The 1523-nt window shown below is 56.4% G+C and carries 2 protein-coding genes; one reads left to right on the top strand and one right to left on the bottom strand.

What is annotated here, in order from left to right:
• Positions 1-40: 40 nt before the first annotated feature.
• A complete protein-coding gene (locus EN893_RS33465) occupies positions 41-1318 on the bottom strand; it encodes a sugar transferase (protein WP_236382852.1) in 1278 nt (425 codons plus the stop codon).
• On the opposite strand from EN893_RS33465, the gene EN893_RS38830 reads away from it, so the two are divergent.
• Positions 1280-1523: hypothetical protein (locus EN893_RS38830; RefSeq protein WP_206640231.1), on the top strand; the 244-nt coding region annotated here is incomplete at its 3' end. The genes EN893_RS33465 and EN893_RS38830 overlap by 39 nt on opposite strands.

Raw genomic sequence — 1523 nt, 5'->3', positions numbered from 1 at the left:
CTTCCTGCGCTTGCTATTCCAGAGCCATGCTTCGCATTGGTTATCTCGCACCAAAGCCGGTAAGCATCGTTTTCAGCGTCTTGAGAGTTATCAAAACGTCCAGCCAAGGCGAAAAGTTCTTTATGTAATAGAAATCATAGTGCAATTTTCCCATAACGTCATCGACGGCAGCCACATGCCCCTGATTTACTTGTGCCCACCCACTTATGCCCGGCCTGACGATATGCCTGTAGCGGTAGAATGGCAGCTCAGCCTCGTACCACTGCGACAGCACGACAGCTTCCGGCCGCGGTCCGATCCAACTCATTTCGCCACGCAGGATGTTGATGACCTGCGGCAGTTCGTCGATCCTGGATTTTCGCAGGAAACGCCCGACTCTGGTGATGCGGTCATCGTCGTGCCTGGTGATCGCCCTTTCCTTGTCGCTGCCGGCGCCAGAGTGCTGGCGCATCGAGCGAAACTTGTAGACCGTGCAGATCTTGCCCCGGTAGCCCATGCGTTGCTGGCGAAACAGCGCAGGACCATCGGAATCCAGCCGGATCAGCAGCGCTATCAACGCCAGAACGGGGGAAAGAACGATGATCAAGACAAGTGCCGAGACCCAGTCGACCGCCTGCTTGATCTTGAGATAGGCCTGGTTCGGATTGAGCGAACCAAGCGTGTTTTCCGACAGGTGCTCGATCTCGACCCGACCGGTCAGCGACTCTCTGACCTGCTTGACGTGGTATACGGGCGTTCCCGAAAGGGCCCGATCCGCGATGTATCGTTCCCATTCCGCGCCAAGATCGGCACGCAGATCAACGACCACGCCGCTGGCTCTTTCGATTATCGTACTGGTCGACTTGATCCAAAACCAATGCACACCCGGTAACGTCTTGAGGCGCTCGACATCTCCGCCGGGAATCACCACGAGCCGGTACGGATCGAGACGCCGCGTCAACAGGCTCAGGCCGAAGTACCAGAGCGTGGACTGCGTGAAACTGGCGGCAGCCTGAAACCGGCTGTACTCGAACCGAAAAAAGAAGATGGTCAGGAAAACAGCCCCGTAGGACAGGGCAAATGTCGGCAAGATGTAACTTGCCGCGGCCACGCCCGGGAAATTTCCGATGCGGCGATAAGACAAGAAGCCCACAAGGTGCGCGATGACCGCAGCGGCTACTGTTACCTGAAGATTGGCCGAATAGATGAATTCAGGATTGAAGACAATCCGGATGATCGCCGGCGCAAAAATCGCGAATGTCAGTCCGCCAAGCAGTTGAAACCGAATCCTGAACAGGAAGTGCCGGCTTCCGACAATAGTCGACGCTGCGACATTCAACGTCTTCCCCCCTTCCCCGAAGCTGCCGTATCGGCGACAGACCAGCGCGATAGTGCATCTGACCTGATCGTTCACAACAACGAATCGGACGTCTCGCCCCCCGGCGATTCGATACAGTCGAAGACCAAGAGCTACGACAGCGCGGCCGCGCCAGCAAGCATCTATTTCTCAGATCAACAGTTCGGGAAATTGAAAAGCCTGGGCT

Origin of the sequence: Mesorhizobium sp. M7A.F.Ca.CA.004.04.2.1 (assembly GCF_004022825.1) — a bacterium.
Classification (GTDB): domain Bacteria; phylum Pseudomonadota; class Alphaproteobacteria; order Rhizobiales; family Rhizobiaceae; genus Mesorhizobium.
The sequence above is the reverse complement of the archived record's forward strand: the minus strand, read 5'-3'. Positions and strand labels throughout refer to the sequence as shown.